The following is a 20,057-nucleotide window of genomic DNA, read 5'->3' as shown; positions in this document are numbered from 1 at the left end:
AGCAGCTTGCCCATAACCGTACTTTCGCCGCCAGGCAGGACAATGGCGTCCAGCCCGTCCAGATCCTTGAGCTGGCGCACCTCGCGGACTGTGGCGCCCAGACGGGTCAAGGCGTCCCCATGCTCGCGAAAGGCTCCCTGCAGGGCCAGCACGCCCACGCAAAGCCCGGCCACGGCTACCAGCCCCGTTCCTGCATGCGCTGTTCGGTGGGAATAGTGGAGATTTCAATGCCCACCATCGCCTCGCCCAGATCGCGGGAGATTTCGGCCAGCATGGCGAAATCCTTGTAGTTGGTCACGGCCTGCACAATGGCCTTGGCGCGCTTGGCGGGGTCGCCGGACTTGAAAATGCCGGAACCCACAAACACGCCGTCGCAGCCCAGGTGCATCATCATGGCAGCGTCGGCCGGCGTGGCGATGCCGCCGGCGGCAAAGTTGACCACAGGCAGGCGGCCTTCCTTACGCACGGCGTAACAGACTTCCAGGGGCGCGCCGATCTCTTTGGCAAAGTTGGCCACCTCTGCTTCAGGCAAGGCGCAGAGCGTGCGGATTTCGTCCATGACCTGACGGCAGTGGCGCACGGCTTCCACCACGTTGCCGGTGCCGGGTTCGCCCTTGGTGCGGATCATGGCCGCGCCTTCAGCAATGCGGCGCAAGGCCTCGCCCAGATTGCGGCAGCCGCAGACAAAGGGCACGGTAAAGTCGCGCTTGTCAATATGATACTTGTCGTCGGCGGGGGTGAGCACTTCGCTTTCGTCGATATAGTCCACGCCCAGAGCTTCAAGGATGCGGGCCTCCACAAAATGGCCGATGCGCGCCTTGGCCATGACCGGGATGCTGACCACTTCCATAATTTTTTTAACAATGGTGGGGTCGGCCATACGGGCCACGCCGCCCGCGGCGCGGATGTCGGCGGGCACGCGCTCCAGGGCCATGACGGCGCAGGCGCCCGCGTCTTCGGCTATCTTGGCCTGTTCGGGCGTGGTGACGTCCATAATCACGCCGCCTTTGAGCATTTCCGCAAGGCCTGTCTTGAGGCGGATGGTGCCCTGTTCCATGATGCATACTCCTTGTTGTGCCGGGAACCGGCCGGACTTGCCCCGCCTGCCGGAACGGCAACGGGGCTGGCGTGTATATATGCAAATACGCCGCTTCTGACAATACTGCGCCTTGCGCTTCCTCCCGCCACCGGCTATGCTTTTGCCCAGAGGAGAAAGGATGCCGCATACCACTATTGAGGATTGGCGCCGTTCCGCCGGATGTGCGGCGCGGCGGCTGCAGGAGGCCGGGTCATGAGTGCCCGGCTTTTTCCCCACGGGCTCGCCGGGGTCATTTTTGACTGCGACGGCGTGTTGCTGGATTCGCGCGAGTCCAACAGCATTTTTTATAACAGGGTGCTGGCCGTCTTTGGCCTGCCGCCCATGACGCCGGAGCAGGAAAAGTACTGCTTCATGGCCACGGCAGGGCAGGCTTTACGGCATATTGTGCCGCCAGCGTTGCACCAGCGCATTGACGAGGTGGTCAGCCATCACGTGGTTTATGACCGCGACATCGTGCCCCTGCTGCGCCTGCAGGAGGGCTTTCGTCCTTTTGTTGATGACCTGCGCGCCCGCGGGGTGCGCATGGCTGTGCACACCAACCGTCGGCTGCACGGCATTCAGAGGGTTCTGGACATTTTTGCCCTGCCCTCCTATTTTGATCCTGTGGTCGCGGCGGATACGGCCGCGCCCAAGCCCTCGCCGGAAGGCGCGCAGCGCATCTGCGCAGCCTGGGGCTGCAATCCGGCGGACGTGCTTTTTGTTGGCGACAGCGAGCACGACAAAACCACCGCGGAAGGGGCCGGGGTGGTTTTTGCCGCCTTTAACGCCGGCCCCCTGGACGGACAGATCAAAACCGAGAGTTTTGACGAGCTGCACGCGGCCCTGGCCGAGGCCCTGCCCGGCACTGCCGGCCGCAGCGCCTGACAGACACGCCGCCGGGGCGGACGCCCTGCGGATTTTTGCGTCGACATGGGGCGGCAAAGGCGTACGCGGTGTACTTGACCGCACAGATGAAGCCCATCGGGGCGCAGCGCCGGACATGGCGCGCACAGGCCGCGGTGGACGTAAAAAACAGTTGCAATTGCAGGGCGCACTGACGCACTGCTCAAGACAGCCACGCTGGAGGGCGCATGATTGTTCTTGCCAACACCCTGAGCGCCGTTGCCCTGGTGCTGGGGGGGCTTTTGAACCTCTATTTCTGGATTGTTATCATTGCGGCCGTGCTGACCTGGGTGCGGCCCGACCCATACAATCCCATTGTGCGGGCACTGCGCGCACTGACCGAACCGGTCTTTTACCGGGTGCGCAAATGGCTGCCCTTTACCTACACGGGCGGCATGGATTTTTCCCCGGTGGTGGTGCTGCTGGCCATTGAGCTGTTCAACCGCATAGTGGTTGCCTCACTGGCCCAGTACGCCATGACCCTTGTATAGCCCTGCGGGGCGCAAAACCACGGTTTCACGCGCGGGGGCAACGCCCTGTGCACGAACACTATAACACGGGAGCGTTCGTATGGATCAGCACGAACTGGAACTACTAAAAAAGTACGCGGCCACTGATCCGGAGCTGAAATCCCTTTGGGACGATCACGTACTCTACGAAAAGCAGGTGGAAAAACTGGAGCACAAGGCTTTTCGCACACCCACCGAGGAACAAACCCTCAAGCAGCTCAAAAAGCAGAAACTTGAGGGTAAAACCCAGCTTATGGCCATCCTTGACCGTCTGAAAAAGCAAGGATAGCCGAGCTGTTGTAAGGAGCCGGTTATGGAATGTACAGGTGCGCAGATTCTCCTCGAGTCCATGAAGAGAGAAGGCGTGGACGTGCTGTTCGGCTACCCCGGCGGTGCGGTCATTGATATTTACGATGAGCTGCCGCGGCATCCTGAACTGCACCACGTGCTGGTACGGCACGAGCAGGGCGCCGTACATGCGGCCGACGGCTATGCCCGCGCCTCCGGCAAGGCAGGCGTGTGTCTGGTAACCTCCGGTCCTGGGGCTACCAACACGGTAACCGGCATTGCCACGGCCTATGCCGACTCCATCCCGCTAGTGGTATTTACCGGGCAGGTACCCACCCAGCTCATCGGCAACGACGCCTTTCAGGAAGTGGACATCGTAGGCATCACGCGCCCCTGCACCAAGCACAACTTTCTGGTCAAGGATGTGCGCAAACTGGCCAAAACCATCCGCCAGGCCTTCTTCCTGGCCCGCTCCGGCCGCCCCGGCCCCGTGCTGGTGGACCTGCCCAAGGACGTCATGCAGGCCCGGACGGAATTTGTCTGGCCCGATGCCGTTTCCATGCGCAGCTACAACCCCACCTACAAGCCCAACCTGAACCAGTTGCGGCGCACGGTGGAAGAACTGGCCCAGGCGGAACGCCCGGTCATTCTGGCCGGCGGCGGCGTGATCATGGCCAACGCCGGCCAGGCCCTGACCGCTCTGGCCCGCAAACTGCAAATCCCGGTCACCTGCACCCTCATGGGGCTGGGCTCCTTTCCCGCCACAGACCCCCTCTGGCTTGGCATGGTGGGTATGCACGGCACCTACGCGGCCAACCTGGCTATCAACAATGCCGATGTGCTCATGTGCGTGGGCGCACGCTTTGACGACCGCGTCACCGGCAAACTGGCCGCCTTTGCGCCCAAAGCGCGCATCGTGCATATTGATATCGACCCCACCTCCATCCGCAAGAATGTGGAAGTGGAAGTGCCTGTGGTGGGCGACTGTCGCCTGGCCCTGGAGGGCATTGCCGAAATCTGCGACGCCAAACAGCAGGGCCGGGACTGGGCCGGTCAGCACGCCGCATGGCTGGCGGCCGTGGCCCAGTGGAAAGAAAGCAAACCCCTGGGCTATCAGAAAAACGGCCACCTCAAACCTCAGGAAGTGATCGAGACCCTCTACGATCTCACCGGGGGCGAGGCCATCATCACCACCGAAGTGGGCCAGCACCAGATGTGGGTGGCCCAGTTCTATACCTTTACCAAGCCCCGCACCCTGCTCACCAGCGGCGGCCTGGGCACCATGGGCTACGGCTTTCCCGCCGCGGTGGGGGCGCAGTTCGCCTTTCCACAAAAGAAAGTCATTACCGTGGCCGGCGACGCCTCGCTGCAGATGAACATCCAGGAGCTGGCCACCGTGGTGGCCAACAAGCTGCCCATCAAGGTCATCATTCTCAACAACCGCTACCTTGGCATGGTGCGCCAGTGGCAGGACCTCTTCTACAACCAGAACTACAGCTCCACCAATATGGAGGCCCAGCCGGACTTTGTAAAACTGGCCGAAGCCTACGGAGCTGAAGGCTACCGCATCACCAGCGCGGCGGACCTGCGCCCCGTGCTGGAAAAGGCCCTGGGCACGCCCAACCCCGCCTTCATCGACGTGGTGGTGGAACGGGAGGAAAACGTGTACCCCATCGTGCCCGCCGGTGCGGCGCTCGACGAAATGTTGCTGGTGTAAGGGAGGCGGTTATGCAAAGACATGTGCTTTCCGTGCTGGTTGAGAACGAACCCGGCGTGCTCTCGCGCGTGGTGGGTTTGTTCAGCGGGCGCGGCTTCAATATCCATTCGCTCAATGTGGCCCCGTCCCTCGAAGAGGGCGTTTCACACATGACCATCACCACCGACAGCGACAGCCTGATTCTGGAGCAGATTATGAAGCAGCTCCACAAAATCGTGTCTGTCATCAAGGTGGTGGACTTTGCGGACATTCCCGCCGTAACGCGCGAGATGATGTTCGTCAAAGTGCAGGCCGAAGGCACGGCTCGCGGCGAAATTCTGCGCACCGTGGAAATATTCCGCTGCAAGGTTGTGGACGTGAGCCACAACGAAATGACCATTGAGGCGACCGGCGACCAGGAAAAACTGGACGCCATCCTGGGCCTGCTGCAGCGTTTCGGCATCAAGGAAGTGGCCCGCACAGGTGCAGTGGCCATGCGCCGCTCCAAAAAAACCGATTGACGCCACCCCCCTTCCGGGGGCATGCCCGAAAGACGCGCACACTGTTCCTCCCCGCGCGGGCGGGGAGGAACCCTTTTTTAACCGTGAGTACCCAGAGGAAGATCAGATGAAAGTTTATTACGATCAGGATGCGGACCTCAGTTGCCTCAAAAACAAGACCGTGGCCATCATCGGCTACGGCAGCCAGGGCCACGCCCACGCCCAGAACCTGCGCGATTCCGGCGTCAAGGTAGTGGTGGGCCAGCGCCCCGGCGGCGCCAACTACGAACTGGCCAAAGAGCATGGCTTTACCCCTGTTTCCGCTGCCGAAGCCGCGGCCCAGGCCGACCTGATCATGATCCTGCTGCCTGACGAAGTGCAGGCCACCGTGTACGAAAGCGACATCAAGCCCCACCTTACCAAGGGCAAGGCCCTGCTTTTCGCCCACGGCTTCAATATCCATTTCAGCCAGATCCTGCCGCCCAAGGACGTGGACGTCTTCCTCATCGCGCCCAAGGGCCCCGGTCATCTGGTGCGCCGCACCTTCACCGAGGGCGGCGGCGTGCCCTGCCTGGTAGCCATTGAGCAGGACGCCACCGGTTCCGCCCTCAAAACCGCCCTGGCCTATGCCAAGGGCATCGGCGGCACCCGCTCCGGCGTTATCGAAACCACCTTCCGCGAAGAAACCGAAACCGACCTCTTCGGCGAACAGGCCGTGCTTTGCGGCGGCCTCTCCGCCCTCATCAAGGCCGGCTTTGAAACCCTGGTGGAAGCCGGCTACCAGCCGGAAATGGCCTTCTTTGAATGCATGCACGAAATGAAGCTCATCGTGGACCTCATCTACGAAGGCGGCCTCTCCCGCATGCGCTACTCCATCAGCAATACCGCCGAATACGGCGACTATGTTTCCGGACCGCGCCTCATCAATGAGAACGTGAAAAAAGAAATGAAGGCCGTGCTCAAAGACATCCAGAGCGGCGTCTTCGCGCGGAACTTCATCCTTGAATCCCGCGCCCGCTACCCCATGTTCCTCACCACCCGCCGCAATGAATCCGAACACCAGATCGAAAAGGTGGGCAAAGAACTGCGCAGCATGATGTCCTGGCTCAAAAAAGACAAGGTTGACTAAAAGGGAGCTTTTTGTAGGGGAGAAAACCTTTTGTGAACAAAGGGGTTCCTCCCCTACGCCCCTTTTTTCAAAAAACATTCTTCTTCCAGGGCGCGCCACCGTGCGTACCCTGGCCCCGCCTCAGCAAGAATTCTGAACACAGAAGCCCCTGTCTTTTTTCGGTCAGGGGCTTCTGTGTTCACGGCACGACAAAAAAATCTATCCTCTAGAGCATTTAACACTTGAAATGCTCGCTTACGGCAGGCAAAAGCCTGCCTTCTCGCATTTTGTGGCAAGGATTTTCAAGAAAATCCTTGCAGAGCAGTCGTCAGCCATCCCCGCTCTCTGGGGGCCGATGCCCCTCAATATGCCGACGCCACTTCCGTAACTCTTTATCCGATGCCTTTCTTCCCCCCTGCTTGCCCAGGGCCGCGTGTGGCCCATGGGGCATGGGGTCGCAAAAGACATCTTCCCCTACCTGCTCAGGGTACGTCCTGCGCAGTTCCGTGAAAGAAAAAAGTTTTTTGAGGGATGGGGGGTGTGGGGGGAAGGGAACTTTTGTACACAAAAGTTCCCTTCCCCCCACAAAAAATCTCAATTCCAAATATGGTGCAGCAGCTTGTAAGCCACGAAGCCCACGCTGCCGGCGGCGGGGAGGGTCAGAATCCAGGCGGTGATGAGGTCGCCGGCCACGTTCCAGCGCACGGCGGAGAGGCGTTTGGTGGAGCCCACGCCAAAGATGCAGGCGGTGATGGTGTGGGTGGTGCTGACGGGCGCGCCCAGAAGGGATGCGCCGGTGATGACCATGGCTGCGGAGCTTTCGGCGGCAAAACCGTGGACGGGTTCCAGTTTGAAGATGCGGTGCCCCATGGTGCGGACAATTTTCCAGCCGCCCACGGCCGTGCCCAGGGCCATGGCCCCGGCGCAGCCCAGTTTGACCCAGAGGGGCACTTCCAGGGAATCGGATTTGCCGAAGATATAGAGCGCCAGGGCGATGATGCCCATGGTTTTCTGGGCGTCGTTGAGGCCGTGGCTGGTGGCCATGAAGGCGGCGGAAAGGAGCTGCAGCCGACGGAAGGCGGCGTTGACCTTACGGCGGTGGATATGCCCGCAGATCCAGTAGATAATCCACATGCTGGCAAAGCCCACGGCAAAGCCAGCCAGGGGCGACCCCACCAGGGGAATGAGCACCTTGTCCACAATGCCCTGAATGTTGAGGGCGTCAAAGCCCACGTCGGCCACGGCCGCACCGATAAGGCCGCCGATGAGCGCGTGGGAGGAAGAGGACGGGATGCCGAAATACCAGGTGATGCAGTTCCAACTGATGGCCCCCACCAGGGCGGCCAGCACGAGCACATGGCTGCCCTCCACCACTTCGGGCAAGACGATGCCGCTGCCCAGGGTCTTGGCCACCTCGGTGCCCAGCAGCGCGCCGCCCAGGTTGAGCAGGGCCGCAGCCCCCACGGCAAAGCGCGGGGTCACCACCTTGGTGGAAACCACGGTGGCAATGGCGTTGGCGCAGTCGTGCGCGCCGTTGGTGAAGTCAAAAAGCAAGGCCACCAGCACGATGAGGGCCAGCAGCACAGGGACGTCAAACATTTTTCAGCACCGCTTCCTCAAGGGTTTCGGCCAGGGCGTTGACCTGCTCCAGCAGTATGCCCATGCGTTCGTAAGCCTGGCTCCACTTGAGCACCTGCATGATCGTGGAGGGCGAAAGTTCCTGGTGTTCGTCCATAAGCTCGGCCAGGCCCACGGCCAGCAACATGTCGCATTCGCCACGCAGGTTGCGGAAGGCGCGGGTTTTGTGGCAGTCGCGGCGGTTGGCAAGGCCCTCAAGCATGAGCCTGGTGAGGTCGATCATGGAACCGATGGTGCGCACCATCTGCAGGGCGGGGAAACGGATGCGGGTAAACTCAAAAATGTGCAGGCGCGTGCTCAGGCTGTGCAGGCAGTCCATACATTCTTCCTGCTCCTGATTGATGCGCAGGATGTCTTCACGGTCAATGGGCGTGATGAAAGTCTGGGAAAGCGCGCGGATGATTTTGCCGTGCAGGACGTCCGCCGATTCTTCCTGAAAGGCTATTTCCTTGTGGATGGCGTCCATGCGGGAGACGTCCTCCAGCATTTCCACCAGCATGCCGGCCATGCGGCGCAAAAGGCCGTTCTGCTCTTCCAGCATGGCGAAAAACGGTGCGGATTTGGGCAATAGTGCGGGAAACATGCATACTCCCTGACCCTGCGCGGGCTCAAGGCCGCCCCGGGGCGGCATTCACTGTGTCTGTCCGCCGAATGTATCCGGCCCGGCGGGTTGTGCCAAGAGGGTGACCCCCCGATAAATCAAACTTTTTCCAACAGTTCAAAAAACTTCTGCAGTTGCGGGCGGGTGAAAAAAATCTTTTTTCGCGTCGCACCACCCGGCAGCAGCAGCCGCCGCCCGCGGCGGCAAGGGCCAGGGCGGCGGCAAGGTGCAGGCCGCGCCGGGCAGGTCCAGCCCCCCGTGGTGCAGCCAAAAAATCCCTTCTCCCAAGCCGCCGTAGAGGCGGTCGCCCCACAGGGGGTGGCCCAGGGCGGCGGCGTGGGCCCGGATCTGGTGCCGGGCGCCACGCCGGATGCGGCAGGCAGCCAGGGTCAGCCCTCCCGCTGCGGGCGGGGCAGTGCGGCCTCCAACACCGGGGACAAAAAAAGCCGCCGTCAGGGCAAAAACCCTGTCCGGCGGCCAATAGCACAAAGGAAAGAATTCGGTAGTGTGCTCCAGGTCTACGCTGCCGGGCAATACCCGGCTGCGGCGACGGTCGGCCGTGTCCAGCGCCTCGCGGGCCGTTGTCGGCGCGGCGAGGCGGCCCTGAAGCAGGGCCACATACCTTTTGTCGCACAGGCCGCGCGCCTCGGCCCGCCGAAAGGCTTGCACCGCCTCCGGGCGCAGGGCCGCGCAGACCATGCCGGAAGTTTCCCTGTCCAGCCGCTGCAGCAGACGGCAAAAGGGACTGACCGCGGACGGGTCTGGACGGGCTGCGCCGACTTCAGGCGCAGGCAGCTCGGCCGTGAGCGCGGGCAACAGACCTTCCAGGCTGGGTCCGGCGTCGCCGGCCAGGGCCGCCGTGTGCAGGCCCGCGGGTTTGAAGAAAAAAGCGTAGTCCCCCTGGCGGGAAAGCAGACGCGCTCCGGCCGCGGCCAAGGCCTGGGCTGCGGACAACGCGGCGACCGGCGACACAAGGGTGAGCACATCGCCGGACACCAGCCTGTGGGCTGCCGAGACCGGGCAACCGTTGCACAGGGCTCCGCCGCGCTCCAGGCAACGCCGACGGCCGCGCAGCCCCAGGTGGGGCAACAGCGCAGCCAGGGCCTGGTCACAACGCTGGCCCACCAGCCCGGCGGCAGCGGCCTCCACGGCAACGGCAGGCACGGCAGCGGCCTCCACGGCGGCAGCGGCGGCCTTTGGCGTATCCATGTCCATCACACGCCCACCGCCGCCTGCTGCGGCACTAGGGCCAGGAGCGCCCTGGCCGTGCGTTCCGGGTCATGGCGTGCGGGGTCTTGAGGGCAGACCATGTCCGCATCCACCACTTCCAGCCCCAGACGCTCCAGGGCCGCGCGTTCTTCCCGGTCCAGGCCGCCGGCGTAGCGGCCGTGTCGGCTGTCCACCAGCACCTGCTGCAGCAAGTCCGCGTTGGCCGCATGGGGCGCGTCCTCCCGCAGGCAGCGCAGCAGCGCTGCAGCCTGCGCGCTCAGGGGCAGACTACGGGCTTCGACGTCCAACCCGGAGTTGGGGATGAATATCTTGGGGCAGGCGGCGGCGGCTACAGTGCGGCCGACGCCCTGGGGCAGCAGATTGGCCAGCACGCTGGTATAGAAGCTGCCCATGGGGTAGCAGATGGCCCCGGCCGAACGCAGATAATTGGCGGCCGTAGGGGAAAGGGGCGGCCGACAAGGCGTGCGCGGAAACTGAGCTGCATCTCCCGCACGGTCGGGCTCATGCACGGTAAGGAACAGGCGGCGCACCGGGGCGGGCAGGTTTTTAAACAGATGCTGGCCCACCAGCACGGAACCGTCCTCCAGCTCCGCTGCCAGGTGCAGGCTTTCATTGACAATGGGCAGGACCACGCCCCGGATCTGCAGCAGACGGCTGAAAAAGGCCAGCACCGGCCCGAAAGAGCGTTTGTGCTGCAAATAGCCCCCGGCCAGGACAAGATTGCCCAGGCAGGCGTGGAAGGGATCGAAATCTTCGGGCATGCGCTCAAGAAAAAAATTTAAATGCAGGCGCAGGGCGTCGCCGAAGAGCGTGGGCATACTCTGCCAGACGGCGTGCTGCGGACGGCCCATGGCCGTGAGCTCATGGCGCAGAGCCTGTGCATCCCCGACGGCGGGCAGACGGCGGGCGCAGAATTCCAGCACAGAAGCAGGCACTACAGCGCTGTCGGCCAAGGCCAGAAGGCGGTTGCGCAGGTCACCCACAGCGGGCATGGCAAAGGCCCGCCGCAGGGCCGCGGAGCTGCCGCCGGAATCAAAGGTGGTGACCAGATGTACGGAATTGTGGGTGTGGGCGGTGAGCCTGCGGCTCAAATCGCGCAGGGCTGTACCGCCGGTAAAAAACACCAGACGGGGGCCCAGGGGGGGAAAGGACGAAGCCGCAGGGTTCACGCCGCGCCCCCGTCGTCGGCCTGTCGGCCCAAAGACGCGCGGGAAGACGGAATCAGCCCCAGCTCACGCATGCGCAAAAAAATCAACCGCCCTATCCAGGCGTCGGTGGCGGCGTAGACGATCTGGCGCGGGGTCAGCTCCTTGAGGCTCCAGTTGGAGCACTGCGACCCCTTGGAGATGCGCCAGCCGAATAAATTGGCGGCCAGGGTGCGCAGGCCCTGGCTGGAAAGACGGTGAGCCCGGGCCACGCCCCCCAGATCCACCAGTCCGGCGGGTTCAAAAGCGTGCAACCGGGCCAGGTCGCGCATATCGTCGCCAATGCCCACCCCGGCCTTGACCTGGGAGGGATTGGCCAGAATTTCCGCCACCGGCGCGCCAAAAGGCAGGTTGGCGAGCTGCACCAGGTACACGGACCTGGCCGTGGCCAGCTGGATGAGGGCCGGAGCGTTGCGTCGCCCCTTGCGGAATGAAGGGCGCGTTTCCGTATCAAAGCCCAGCAGGTTTTCGTCCTGCAGGTCCGGCAGGGCCTGCTTCCAGTCGTTCAGACTGCGGATGACCAGCACGGGCCCCGTATAGTGGTACAGGGGCAGATCATTGATTTCGTCGCTGGTCAGCCGACGGCGCAGAATATCCATATCCATAGGCTAAGCTACTTGCCGATGCAGAATTGGTCAAAGATGGCGTTGAGCACCTGGGCGGGCGTATCCAACCCCGTGACCTCGCCCAGATGAGCGGCCGCCGTATCCAAGCGCACCGCGCAGCAATCGTAGGGACGGCCCTCCAGGATGTCCCCCCGCAGCAGTTCCAGCTCCGCCAGGGCATGTTCCAGAGCCAGGGCCTGCCGCCGGTTGGGGGCCAGGCCACCCTCGCCGACGTCGCCCGCCGCCGCGCCCAGCAGCAGTTCCCGCAGAGACGCCGCCAGCGCTTCCATATGTGTACCGGAAAGAGCGCTCACCGCGCAACAGGGATGTGGCCCCAGCCAGCGGGGCGGAAAAACGCGCGGCAGGCAGAGGTCGCACTTGTTCCAGACCGCAAACAGCGGCGTATGGCCCACGGCGGCCAGCACTTCCGCAGCCGCCGCATCGGGGCAGACTGCAGCGGCGGCTCCGGCTTCGCCCAGGCTGCCGCCGTCCAGCACCAGCACTACGGCGTCGGCCTCGGCCAGCTTTTCCCGGCTGCGGGCCACGCCCAAGGCCTCCACGGCCCCGGTCGCATGGCGCAGGCCGGCCGTATCCGTGAGGCGCACGGGCAGGCCGTCCAGGTCGCAGGCTTCTTCCAGAAAATCGCGAGTAGTGCCGGGCAGATCCGTAACCAACGCCCGGTTGCGGCCCAGCAACGCGTTGAGCAGGCTGGATTTGCCCGCGTTGACGGCCCCGGCCAGCACTACCAGGGCCCCCTGCTGCATGAGCCGCGCGCGGCGCTGCCCGGCCAGCAGACCGCGTACCGCATCGGCTACGCCATCTACGGCCACGGCAAAATCCGCCAGCGGCAAATCTTCCACTTCATCTTCGGGAAAATCTACGGCCAGACAGACTCTGGCCCGCAACGCTTCCAGAGCCTGCCGCAGGGCTGCCGTGCGGCGGCCCAGCAGGCCGTCCAGACGGTTCAGGCCATAGCGCAGGGCCTCGCGCGAGGGCGCGGCAATGAGTTCGGCCACAGCCTCGGCCTGACTCAGGTCCATGCGGCCGTTGCAGAAACCCCGATGCGAGAACTCGCCCCTGGCCGCCGGGCGCGCGCCATGCTGCAGGGCGCTTTCCAGCACGGCCTGGACCATAAGAGGGCCGCCGTGACACTGGATTTCGGCCATATCCTCACCCGAGAAGGTGCGTGGGCCAGGCATGAACACGGCCAGCACATCGTCCAGGGGCTGGTCGCAGGCATCCAGCACGCGCCCCCGATGCAGCACCCAAGGCCGAAAATCCGTAAAATCCGCTGCGGCCGGGCGAAACAGTCGGCCCAGCACGCGCCGCGCCTCCGGCCCGGACAGCCGTACAATGCCTATGGCGCCCGCTCCGGGGGCCGTGGCAATGGCCACAATGGTTTCCCTGTCCTGCTCCGGGCTCATGGCCGCACCGCGCCTCAGGCCTTTTCGCCCTTCCTGCGCATGATGACCACCCGCTTGAGGGGGCCCTCGCCGCTGCTGCGGGTCTGCACATCGGGCAGTTCCTGCAGGCAGACGTGCACAACCCGCCGGTGGTAGGAAGACAGGGGTCTGGTGGAAAGCGAACGCCCGCTCTGGCGCACTTTTTCCGCCAGGGCCAAGGCCATCTCGCGCAGCTTTTCTTCCTGACGCTGACGGTACGCGCCCGCGTCCAGCTGCACGCGCACGGCGGCGTCCATGCCGCGCGAAACAATGCGCGAAACCATGTACTGCAGGGCGGCCAGGGTCTGCCCCTCGCGCCCGATGAGCAGGCCGGGATCCGCATCGCAGTCCACACCCACAAAAACACGCCCCTCGTCCACGCGCACGTCCACCTTGGCTTCGCCGCCCACTATGGGGCGCACCAGATTGCCCACGGCTTCGCGCGTAAGGGCCTCCAGACGGGCCAAATCCAGCTGTTCCAGGGGGGTGGAAGGCAGGCCCGCGTCAGCCAGGTCTTCTTCCAGGCCTTCGCCCGCCGGTACGGCGTCAAAAGCCGCGGGCCCGGAGGCTTGCTGCCCGGCGGGCGGCTCCCCTTTGCGGCCATTGCGTCGACGGCCCTGGGGGGCCTCGCCGGACTCCCCATTACGGGGGGCTTCCGCAGGGCGCGCTTCCCTGGCGGCACGCGCGTCTCTGGCAGGCGGAGCGTTACGGCGGCGCTCCTGCCCCATTGCTTCGGCCCCGCCGTCGGCGGCTTCGGGCTGACGGCAGGACGCAGCTTTGTTGGCCTCACGGCCTCTGTTGGGGGCAGCGCCGTTGCGCGCTGCCAGGGCCTCGGCCTCCGGGGACGCCTCGTCGCCCGCAGGGCCGCCCGCCGCAACAGGGGCTGCGGGGGAGGCCGCTGCGGCAGGCTTGCCGCCGTTGCGACGGCCCCCGGCAGCGCCGGAACCTTCACGGCCCGCGTGGCGGGACGTTTCCCGCGCGGTTTCACGAGACTTGCGGCCTGCGTCGGCCGTTGTTTCGTCTGCCCCCAGGATGCTGGCCACAGCGTCGTGCAGCTCCACGCGCCGGGCGCGAACTTTGGCCTTACGCGCGCCTACAATGCCAAAGATGCCGGACTTGGCGTCCTCCACGATTTCAATTTCCAGTTTTTCACGCGCGGCATTAAAATACTCGCACGCTTCGCGGATGGCGTCGTCCAGATCCTTGCCCTGGAATTCCTTGAACCCGTCCATATCTACCTCTATGGGGTCCCCAGGGTCGCAGGCTTATTTGCCGTCGGCCAGGGTCTTGAATTTCTTGGCCATCATCTTCTGCTGCGCAATGGACAGAATGTTGTTGACCAGCCAGTAGACCACCAGCCCCGAGGGAAAGCCCAGGAAAAGCACGGTAAAGATCAACGGCAGAAACATCATGATTTTCTGCTGCGTGGGGTCCGTGGCCGGGGGGCTCAGCCTCTGCTGCACAAACATGGTCACGCCCATGATAATGGGAGTGATATAGAAGGGGTCTTTGGCCGAAAGATCTGCCAGCCAGATGATGTCCGTGCCCGGCAGCGTGCTGATGAAGGCGGCGTGCCGCAGCTCAATGGAGGTGAGCAGGGCCTGGTACAGACCAAAGAACACGGGCATCTGGATGAGGATGGGCACGCAGCCGCTGGCCGGATTGACGCCGTAGGTCTTGTACAGCGCCATGACCTCTTTGTTCATCATTTCCTTGTCGTTCTTGTACTTCTCACGAATATTGCCCATAAGCGGCTGGAGCTTCTTCATCTTTTCCATAGATGCGTAGCTCTTGGCCGTGAGCGGCCAGAATACGGCCTTGATGAGCACCGTCAGCAGAATAATGGCCACCCCCCAGTTGTGGACGTACTTCTGAAAGAATTCCAGCAGCCAGAGCAAGCCCTTGGCGATAAGGTGAAACATGCCGAGGTCGATGCTCTTGACCAGCTCGTCGGACACGGCGGCAAGCTGGCTGCGCACCTTGGGGCCGAGCCAGTAAGAGACGCGCAGCTCGCGCTGTTCGCCGGGGGCCAGCACGGTTTCGGGCTCCTCCACCGCAGCGCGGTAGGTGCCCTGCTGCAGACGGCCCTTGACGGTCAGGTTGGCCGTGTCGCCGGGCAGCACAGCCGAGAGAAAATAGGTGCTCATGGCCCCGGCCCAGTAGATCTTGCCCGTGGCCTGCACGCCCGTTTCCTCCAGGGTTTTGGCGGAGGATTCTTCGCTCAGGCTGCCGTCGCTGTCCCAGGCCACGCGCATGAGGTCGTAGCGGCTGCCCGAAGCGTTGCTGCCGTCGGCGGCCACGGTGTAGCCCAGGCGCACGCTGCGGGCCTGGTCGGTCTGGTTGACCAGACGCACGGTCTCCCGGATGAGGTAGCTGTCCGCGCTGAAAGTCAGCTCACGCACCACCGTCAGGCCGTCCACCTGCCCCACCAAGCGCAGCAGGCCCTGCTGACCTTTATCCAAGGTGAGGCCGTCCTTGCCGGCGTCCACACTCCATTGGCCCGTGCTCCAGGAGGGCTGGCTGTTGATAACCAGCCCCAGAGGGGCTACGCGGGCGGTCTGCGGGTCCACCATGTTGACCAGGGGCGCGCCCCTGGCGATGGTGGTATGGTAATTTTTGAGCTTGAACGAACGCAGCGCCCCGCCGCCACTGTAGAGCACCGCTTCATAAAGCGGCGAACGCACTGTGACGTCCTGCCCCGCAGACGGCGCAAAGGCGGGCACGGCCAGGGTTTCCTGCCGGGCCGCTTCCTGGGCTTGCCGCTGCGCTTCCGCCTGCTGGACCTGCTGCTGTTGAGCTTGTTGCTGCTGGGCCACTACTGCGGGGTCGGGCTTCTGCACCCAACCCATGTATTCGGCCAGATAACTCCAGCCCACGATGACGACCAAGCAGAGAACAATGGCAATGACCAGATTTTTTCCGTCTTGCATGGGGGCCTTTACTCCTGGGACAATGGCGGCGTATGGCGGCGGCGCCGCGGTGGTGGTACAGGATCGTAGCCCGAACCGCCCCAGGGGTGACAGCGGGCCAGGCGCTTGAGCGCCAGCCAGCCGCCACGCAGCACGCCGTGGGTCATAACGGCCTCCACGGCGTAGGCGGAACAGGTGGGGGTAAAACGGCAGGCAGGGGGAAGCACCGGCGAAATGCAATACTGGTAGATGCGGATGGGAAAAACGCACAACTGGCGCAGTATGCGGCTCATGGCTGTCCTTCCGGCGCCGGCCGGCCCGGCGCGCGCCGGGCTAGACGCCTGAGCGGCGGCAAAAGCTCGGCGGTCACGCCGGCCAGGTTCAAAGCGGCTTGCCCGGCGTGCTTTTTGGCAACGGTAACGATATGGACGCCCACAGGCAGATCCTCACGGTGCAGACGGTAAAATTCCCGCAGCAGCCGTTTGACGCGGTTGCGCGTCACGGCCTTGCCCACTTTACGGGATACGGCCATGCCCGTGCGCGTGCCGCATTGGGGATGCTCTCCCGACAGCACGAAAACGAGGAAATGTTCCGTATGGAGGCGTCTGCCCCGCTCATAACAGGCAGTGTACTCCGCCCGACGACGGATGCGCAGCTCGCGGGGCAAGGCGTGGGGGCGCATGGATGCGTGTGGCCGGGCGGGCCTGCCCACCCCGTCAGCCTCAGGCGCTGAGACGCTTGCGCCCCTTGGCGCGGCGGCGGCGCAGGATGGCGCGGCCCGCAGGCGTGGCCATACGGGTACGGAAGCCGTGGGTGCGCGCCCTTCTGATCTTGCTCGGCTGGTAGGTTCTTTTCATGACGCTCTCCTTAAAATTTCCGGCGGGCAACCCGCCTGGGGCACGCCGGGCGACGCGGTTTCCGGGGCCGCCCCGGGTCGTGCAGACGCGGGGATAACGGCCAGGCCCTGGCGTTGAATATGGAAGAAGCTACATACACGCCCGCCCGGCCCGCGTCAAGGGCCTGCTGCACCGTTGCGGCAGAACCCCGCCCCCACGTTGCGCAAGCCCGGCCGCAAAAAAAATGCCGCCCCAGGCGCCCCGTCGCCTCAGCGCGCGCCAAAGCCCGGTACGTGATAGCGGCGCTCCAGCCAGCGCAGCAAAAAAGTGGCCAGCGTGACCATGCCCAGATAATATGCGCCCACGGTCAAAAAAACTTCTGTAAACCTGAAGGTGTCCGAGGCCACCACCTTGCCTTCGCCCATAAGCTCCATACAGGTGACCAGATAGGCCAGCGAGCTGTATTTTATCAAATAAATAATCTCATTGCCGCAGCCGGGCAGGGCGCGCCGCGCCGCCTGGGGCACCACAATCCAGGCCACGGTCTGCCAGGCGCCAAAGCCCAGAGCCTGGGCCGCCCGGATCTGCCCCTGCCGGATGGAAAGCAGCGCGCCCCGGATGTATTCCGACTGGTAGGCCGCCGTGCAGAGGATAAAGCTGGTCAACGCCGCGCCGTAGGGAGGAAAATAGATGCCCACCTTGGGCAGAGCGTAGTAGATGAGCATGAGCTGCACGACCAGAGGCACGCCCCGCACCAGGGAGGTGTAGCCGTTGCCCAGACGGCGCAGCCAGCGTGGCCCGAAGGCGCGGGCGCAGCCCAGCAGCACCCCCCCCACAAAACCCAGACTGGCCGCCGGCACGATGAGCGCCAGGGAAACCATCAATCCCCGGTTAAGGGCCGGCAGCAGATCGTGGGCGTAAAAGGCCGTATCCAGCACCTAGGCCCCCATCTCCAGCAGCCGCTGGCAAAAATCACGCGTGCGGGTGGCCGCGCCCTCGGCCAGCAGGTCCTGGGGCGCGCCCTGCTCAATGAGCCTGCCGTGCTCCATAAAAATAATTTCCGTGGCCAGAGCCCGGGCAAAATCCATCTGATGGGTGGCCATGACCATAGTCATGCCGCCGTCGGCCAGGTCGCGAATGACGGCCAGCACCTCGCCCACCAGCTCTGGGTCCAGGGCCGACGTGGGCTCGTCCAGCAAAATGACCTTGGGATCCATGGCCAGGGCCCGGGCTATGGCCACCCGCTGCTTCTGCCCGCCGGAAAGCTGGGCCGGATAGAGCAGGGCCCGCCGGGCCAGGCCCACACGGGCCAGTTCTTCCTGGGCACGTTTCCTGGCCGCCGCCGCAGACATGCCGCGCACCTTGCGCAGGGCTATGGCCACGTTGTCTTCGGCGGTAAGGTGGTCAAACAGGTTAAAATCCTGAAAAATCATGCCCACCTGCGCGCGGAAGGCGCAGAGCGCCGCCTTGTCGGCGCGGTCCAGCCTTTGTCCTTCCAGGTAGATTTCGCCCGCGTCCGGCGGGATAAGGCAGTTGATGCTCTGCAAAAACGTGCTTTTGCCCGCCCCTGAAGGCCCAATAAGGACTTTGAGTTCGCCCCGGCGCACGGTCAGGGAGCAGTCGTTCAGAATGGCTTTGCCGCCCAGGGCCTTGGAGATGTGCTCCACCCGCAGCACGGCCTGAGAATCCATATTCATGTTACCCCATCTCCATGCCGTCCAGGCCCGTTCCCGTAGAATAGCCCGGCACATGGACCTTGTCTTCCAGCAGGCGCAGCAGCCGCAGCACTACCAGGGTCAGCAGGCAGTACAGGGCGCCCGCCGCCGCGTACAAGGCCAGGTGTTCGTGCGTGCGGGCAGCGGCAAAAGACGTGCGGGCCATGATGTCCTGGGTGCCCAGCACATAACAGATGGCCGAATCCTTGAGCAGGATGGAAAATTCGTTGGCCCAGCCGGGGATGGAAAGGCGCAGAGCCTGCGGCAGCACAATGGAACGGATACCCGCGCCCTCCCCCATGCCCAGGGCCAGGGCGGCGTTGAGCTGGCCTCGGGGCAGGCTTTCCATAGCGCCGCGAAAAATCTGGGACTGGTAGGCCGTGCTGGTGCAGCCCAGCACCAGACAGCAGGCGAAAAACGGGTCCACGGGCAGGCCCAGGCTCATAAACAGGCCATAACAAAGGAAGAGCAGCACCAGGATGGGCACGCCGCGAAAAAACCAGACATAAAGCGCGGCCAGCCGACGCAGCCACGGCCCGCCGTAAACCTGGCCCACGGCCAGCGGTACCCCCAGCACAAGCCCCATGCCCAAAGACAGGGCCACATTGCCCAGGGTAACCAGGCTGCCCGCCAACATGGAGGGCAGCGCATTGTAAACGACCAGCAGTGAATGCATAGAAAGGGGCCCAAAGGTTGCGGGCGCGGACCGTCAGACACGGCCCGCGCCCCAAAAACACCGCCGAAACGGCTACTTGTTCAGATATTTCTTCTGCAGCTCTTTCCAGTAGGGATCGGCCATGAGCTTTTTATAGCCTTCGTTGACCAGTTTGTGCAGCTCTTTGTCGTCTTTACGCATGGCCACGCCAAACTCGTCGGGCACGCCGTGTGTGCCGGCCTTTTTCACCGCGCGGCCGTGAGCGATGGCGTCGTCGGCGGGCAGTTCGTCCATAAGGGCGGCCTGGATGCGGCCGTTGAGCAGGTCTTCCACCGCCAGCGGGGCGGAATCGTAAAAGCGCAGTTCAAAGGCATAGCCCTTTTCTTCCTGCTCCTTCTTGATGGCATTGGCCTCGGAGGTGCCGCGCTGTACGCCCAGTTTAACCTTCTGAGTCAGAATGTCCTTGGGGGTCAGCTTGGAATCGGCGGGCACCAGAAACACGCGCGAAACCGTCCAGTAAGGATTGGAAAACTGCACCATCTTGGCCCGCTCTGGAGTGATGCTCATGCCCGAATCCACCATATCGATCTGCTTGGCCAGCAGGGCGGGGATGATGCCGTCCCAGGCCAGGGGCTTGTGGGTCACTTCAAAGCCCATATGCTTAGCGATCCAGGTCATGGAATCCACGTCAAAACCAGCGGGCTGGCCGGTTTTTTCATCCACATAGGCAAAAGGCGGGTAGTTGGGGTCGATGCCGTTGACGTAGGTTTTTTTGGCAAAGGCAGGCACCGCGGCCAGCACCGCGGCCAAGACCGCGCAGACAAAAAGTTTTTTCATACTCGGTTCCCCCTGGCAGAAGATATGGACGAACACGGCGGCCACAGGCCTGCCGTCACCCCCCGGTCCGCGCCCGGACACGGTGGCAGAGGTCGGCCCGGACCGCACGCGGCAAGGCCAGCCCCCCCGCGCGAACAGCGGCAAAACAAGGCGTCAGCCTACCAGAAGCCCGCGCCCGTGGCAAGAACCCCCGGCGACGGGCCGGCCTGCCGCCGTTGCCGTTGCGGCCCAAGCATGGTATAGGAGCTGGCGTTGGCGTGTCGTTGCCATAGCCGCACCACATCCTTCAACCCAACAATCGC

At 63.9% G+C, this 20,057-nt stretch carries 23 protein-coding genes (1 of these 23 cut by a window edge); 6 read left to right on the top strand and 17 right to left on the bottom strand.

All coding sequences use genetic code 11. The features are described from left to right. Both pdxT and pdxS read right to left on the bottom strand, forming a co-directional pair. A protein-coding gene (pdxT, locus tag J7I12_RS10860) for a pyridoxal 5'-phosphate synthase glutaminase subunit PdxT (RefSeq protein ID WP_130958247.1) crosses the window boundary here: on the bottom strand, nt 1-173 show its start. The gene continues 403 nt to the left of window position 1, outside the view; the window shows 173 of its 576 coding nt (coding positions 1-173); its start codon is at nt 171-173; its stop codon lies beyond the left edge, outside the window. Between the two features lie 2 nt (nt 174-175). After that, complete coding sequence (gene pdxS / locus J7I12_RS10855; protein ID WP_118230510.1) at nt 176-1,057, bottom strand: pyridoxal 5'-phosphate synthase lyase subunit PdxS; 882 nt, start codon at nt 1,055-1,057, stop codon at nt 176-178. 234 nt (nt 1,058-1,291) lie between these two features. Between pdxS and J7I12_RS10850 the strand changes: the two genes are divergently transcribed. The 6 genes from J7I12_RS10850 to ilvC all read left to right on the top strand — a co-directional run bounded on the left by J7I12_RS10850 (nt 1,292) and on the right by ilvC (nt 6,103). Then, complete coding sequence (locus J7I12_RS10850; RefSeq protein ID WP_303193174.1) at nt 1,292-1,963, top strand: HAD family hydrolase; 672 nt, start codon at nt 1,292-1,294, stop codon at nt 1,961-1,963. Between the two features lie 206 nt (nt 1,964-2,169). After that, complete coding sequence (locus J7I12_RS10845) at nt 2,170-2,472, top strand: YggT family protein (RefSeq protein WP_118230512.1); 303 nt, start codon at nt 2,170-2,172, stop codon at nt 2,470-2,472. A gap of 79 nt (nt 2,473-2,551) precedes the next feature. Next, the gene (locus tag J7I12_RS10840; protein WP_118230513.1) at nt 2,552-2,779 is read left to right on the top strand and encodes a DUF465 domain-containing protein; all 228 of its coding nucleotides are present in this window, start codon (nt 2,552-2,554) and stop codon (nt 2,777-2,779) included. A 24-nt stretch (nt 2,780-2,803) separates the two neighbouring features. Next, nucleotides 2,804-4,495 (top strand): biosynthetic-type acetolactate synthase large subunit, encoded by a 1,692-nt coding sequence (gene ilvB / locus J7I12_RS10835; protein WP_288907818.1) that lies wholly within the window; start codon nt 2,804-2,806, stop codon nt 4,493-4,495. A gap of 11 nt (nt 4,496-4,506) precedes the next feature. Beyond that, nucleotides 4,507-4,995, top strand: coding sequence for an acetolactate synthase small subunit (gene ilvN, locus J7I12_RS10830; RefSeq protein WP_118230515.1), 489 nt, complete (start codon nt 4,507-4,509; stop codon nt 4,993-4,995). Between the two features lie 106 nt (nt 4,996-5,101). Next, on the top strand, nt 5,102-6,103 hold the full coding sequence (ilvC, locus tag J7I12_RS10825) for a ketol-acid reductoisomerase (protein ID WP_118230516.1): 1,002 nt from the start codon (nt 5,102-5,104) through the stop codon (nt 6,101-6,103). Between the two features lie 573 nt (nt 6,104-6,676). Here ilvC and J7I12_RS10820 read toward each other — a convergent pair. The 15 genes from J7I12_RS10820 to J7I12_RS10750 form a co-directional block, all read right to left on the bottom strand. Then, nucleotides 6,677-7,681 (bottom strand): inorganic phosphate transporter, encoded by a 1,005-nt coding sequence (locus J7I12_RS10820; RefSeq protein ID WP_118230782.1) that lies wholly within the window; start codon nt 7,679-7,681, stop codon nt 6,677-6,679. Beyond that, on the bottom strand, nt 7,674-8,303 hold the full coding sequence (locus J7I12_RS10815) for a DUF47 domain-containing protein (protein WP_118230781.1): 630 nt from the start codon (nt 8,301-8,303) through the stop codon (nt 7,674-7,676). The genes J7I12_RS10820 and J7I12_RS10815 overlap by 8 nt, the downstream gene beginning before the upstream one ends. A gap of 135 nt (nt 8,304-8,438) precedes the next feature. Next, complete coding sequence (locus J7I12_RS10810; protein WP_487126109.1) at nt 8,439-9,536, bottom strand: pseudouridine synthase family protein; 1,098 nt, start codon at nt 9,534-9,536, stop codon at nt 8,439-8,441. Beyond that, nucleotides 9,536-10,720 (bottom strand): GAK system CofD-like protein, encoded by a 1,185-nt coding sequence (locus tag J7I12_RS10805; protein ID WP_288907436.1) that lies wholly within the window; start codon nt 10,718-10,720, stop codon nt 9,536-9,538. The genes J7I12_RS10810 and J7I12_RS10805 overlap by 1 nt, the downstream gene beginning before the upstream one ends. Beyond that, nucleotides 10,717-11,361 carry a 3'-5' exonuclease gene (locus J7I12_RS10800; protein ID WP_207287374.1) on the bottom strand — a complete coding sequence of 215 codons (645 nt, stop codon included), beginning with the start codon at nt 11,359-11,361 and terminating at the stop codon, nt 10,717-10,719. Before J7I12_RS10800 ends, J7I12_RS10805 begins: the two co-directional genes overlap by 4 nt. An 8-nt stretch (nt 11,362-11,369) precedes the next feature. Then, complete coding sequence (gene mnmE / locus J7I12_RS10795; RefSeq protein ID WP_118230779.1) at nt 11,370-12,785, bottom strand: tRNA uridine-5-carboxymethylaminomethyl(34) synthesis GTPase MnmE; 1,416 nt, start codon at nt 12,783-12,785, stop codon at nt 11,370-11,372. A 14-nt stretch (nt 12,786-12,799) separates the two neighbouring features. Next, nucleotides 12,800-14,035 (bottom strand): RNA-binding cell elongation regulator Jag/EloR, encoded by a 1,236-nt coding sequence (gene jag / locus J7I12_RS10790; protein WP_303192934.1) that lies wholly within the window; start codon nt 14,033-14,035, stop codon nt 12,800-12,802. Nucleotides 14,036-14,068: 33 nt separating this feature from the next. After that, nucleotides 14,069-15,733, bottom strand: a complete 1,665-nt coding sequence (gene yidC, locus J7I12_RS10785; protein ID WP_118230777.1) for a membrane protein insertase YidC — start codon at nt 15,731-15,733, stop codon at nt 14,069-14,071. 8 nt (nt 15,734-15,741) lie between these two features. Next, the gene (gene yidD / locus J7I12_RS10780; protein ID WP_092153714.1) at nt 15,742-16,005 is read right to left on the bottom strand and encodes a membrane protein insertion efficiency factor YidD; all 264 of its coding nucleotides are present in this window, start codon (nt 16,003-16,005) and stop codon (nt 15,742-15,744) included. Beyond that, nucleotides 16,002-16,394 carry a ribonuclease P protein component gene (rnpA, locus tag J7I12_RS10775; RefSeq protein WP_130958251.1) on the bottom strand — a complete coding sequence of 131 codons (393 nt, stop codon included), beginning with the start codon at nt 16,392-16,394 and terminating at the stop codon, nt 16,002-16,004. The genes yidD and rnpA overlap by 4 nt, the downstream gene beginning before the upstream one ends. A gap of 40 nt (nt 16,395-16,434) precedes the next feature. Then, the gene (rpmH, locus tag J7I12_RS10770) at nt 16,435-16,569 is read right to left on the bottom strand and encodes a 50S ribosomal protein L34 (RefSeq protein WP_118230775.1); all 135 of its coding nucleotides are present in this window, start codon (nt 16,567-16,569) and stop codon (nt 16,435-16,437) included. 248 nt (nt 16,570-16,817) lie between these two features. Continuing rightward, nucleotides 16,818-17,486: an amino acid ABC transporter permease gene (locus J7I12_RS10765; protein ID WP_118230774.1), complete on the bottom strand. Its 669-nt coding sequence runs from the start codon at nt 17,484-17,486 to the stop codon at nt 16,818-16,820. After that, complete coding sequence (locus J7I12_RS10760) at nt 17,487-18,245, bottom strand: amino acid ABC transporter ATP-binding protein (protein WP_130958252.1); 759 nt, start codon at nt 18,243-18,245, stop codon at nt 17,487-17,489. It lies immediately after the preceding gene. A 1-nt stretch (nt 18,246) separates the two neighbouring features. Beyond that, entirely contained in the window at nt 18,247-18,939 is a 693-nt protein-coding gene (locus J7I12_RS10755) for an amino acid ABC transporter permease (protein ID WP_118230772.1), read from the bottom strand. 72 nt (nt 18,940-19,011) lie between these two features. After that, nucleotides 19,012-19,755 carry an ABC transporter substrate-binding protein gene (locus J7I12_RS10750; protein ID WP_118230771.1) on the bottom strand — a complete coding sequence of 248 codons (744 nt, stop codon included), beginning with the start codon at nt 19,753-19,755 and terminating at the stop codon, nt 19,012-19,014. Between the last annotated feature and the right edge of the window lie 302 nt (nt 19,756-20,057).

This window comes from Desulfovibrio diazotrophicus (assembly GCF_902498985.2).
GTDB classification, from domain to species: domain Bacteria; phylum Desulfobacterota; class Desulfovibrionia; order Desulfovibrionales; family Desulfovibrionaceae; genus Desulfovibrio; species Desulfovibrio legallii.
This window is presented reverse-complemented; position numbering and strand designations above follow the sequence as displayed.

Bases quoted from the DNA above. Each gene is read 5' to 3' on its own strand.
- pdxS (WP_118230510.1), bottom strand. From the start codon at position 1,057: ATGGAACAGGGCACCATCCGCCTCAAGACAGGCCTTGCGGAAATGCTC.
- J7I12_RS10850 (WP_303193174.1), top strand. From the start codon at position 1,292: ATGAGTGCCCGGCTTTTTCCCCACGGGCTCGCCGGGGTCATTTTTGAC.
- J7I12_RS10845 (WP_118230512.1), top strand. From the start codon at position 2,170: ATGATTGTTCTTGCCAACACCCTGAGCGCCGTTGCCCTGGTGCTGGGG.
- J7I12_RS10840 (WP_118230513.1), top strand. From the start codon at position 2,552: ATGGATCAGCACGAACTGGAACTACTAAAAAAGTACGCGGCCACTGAT.
- ilvB (WP_288907818.1), top strand. From the start codon at position 2,804: ATGGAATGTACAGGTGCGCAGATTCTCCTCGAGTCCATGAAGAGAGAA.
- ilvN (WP_118230515.1), top strand. From the start codon at position 4,507: ATGCAAAGACATGTGCTTTCCGTGCTGGTTGAGAACGAACCCGGCGTG.
- ilvC (WP_118230516.1), top strand. From the start codon at position 5,102: ATGAAAGTTTATTACGATCAGGATGCGGACCTCAGTTGCCTCAAAAAC.
- J7I12_RS10820 (WP_118230782.1), bottom strand. From the start codon at position 7,681: ATGTTTGACGTCCCTGTGCTGCTGGCCCTCATCGTGCTGGTGGCCTTG.
- J7I12_RS10815 (WP_118230781.1), bottom strand. From the start codon at position 8,303: ATGTTTCCCGCACTATTGCCCAAATCCGCACCGTTTTTCGCCATGCTG.
- J7I12_RS10810 (WP_487126109.1), bottom strand. From the start codon at position 9,536: ATGGACATGGATACGCCAAAGGCCGCCGCTGCCGCCGTGGAGGCCGCT.
- J7I12_RS10800 (WP_207287374.1), bottom strand. From the start codon at position 11,361: ATGGATATGGATATTCTGCGCCGTCGGCTGACCAGCGACGAAATCAAT.
- mnmE (WP_118230779.1), bottom strand. From the start codon at position 12,785: ATGAGCCCGGAGCAGGACAGGGAAACCATTGTGGCCATTGCCACGGCC.
- jag (WP_303192934.1), bottom strand. From the start codon at position 14,035: ATGGACGGGTTCAAGGAATTCCAGGGCAAGGATCTGGACGACGCCATC.
- yidC (WP_118230777.1), bottom strand. From the start codon at position 15,733: ATGCAAGACGGAAAAAATCTGGTCATTGCCATTGTTCTCTGCTTGGTC.
- yidD (WP_092153714.1), bottom strand. From the start codon at position 16,005: ATGAGCCGCATACTGCGCCAGTTGTGCGTTTTTCCCATCCGCATCTAC.
- rnpA (WP_130958251.1), bottom strand. From the start codon at position 16,394: ATGCGCCCCCACGCCTTGCCCCGCGAGCTGCGCATCCGTCGTCGGGCG.
- rpmH (WP_118230775.1), bottom strand. From the start codon at position 16,569: ATGAAAAGAACCTACCAGCCGAGCAAGATCAGAAGGGCGCGCACCCAC.
- J7I12_RS10760 (WP_130958252.1), bottom strand. From the start codon at position 18,245: ATGAATATGGATTCTCAGGCCGTGCTGCGGGTGGAGCACATCTCCAAG.
- J7I12_RS10755 (WP_118230772.1), bottom strand. From the start codon at position 18,939: ATGCATTCACTGCTGGTCGTTTACAATGCGCTGCCCTCCATGTTGGCG.
- J7I12_RS10750 (WP_118230771.1), bottom strand. From the start codon at position 19,755: ATGAAAAAACTTTTTGTCTGCGCGGTCTTGGCCGCGGTGCTGGCCGCG.